Genomic DNA, 223 nt, shown 5'->3' on the forward strand with positions numbered 1-223 from the left:
TGACGGACGGCCTTCATACACTTCAAGGGAAGTCTGGAGAGATGAAGGATGGAGTTCAGAAATTAGCAGATGGATCTAATAAATTAGTAGATGGGTCAGGAAAAGTGACAGTAGGTTTAAATACGTTAAATAGTAAAATGGGTGAATTGCGTGATGGATCTGAGAAAGTGACTGGTGGTTTGAACAAATTAGTAAGTAAATCCGGTGAATTAAAAACAGGAAC

General features: G+C 38.6%; 1 protein-coding gene. It reads left to right on the top strand.

The genetic code is table 11. The annotated features are described in order from the left end of the window. Positions 1-223, top strand: a 223-nt coding sequence (locus MR083_RS27455; protein ID WP_242270147.1) for a hypothetical protein, incomplete at both ends; no start/stop codon positions are given.

This window comes from Bacillus cereus group sp. BfR-BA-01408, assembly GCF_022663305.1.
GTDB lineage: Bacteria > Bacillota > Bacilli > Bacillales > Bacillaceae_G > Bacillus_A > Bacillus_A pacificus.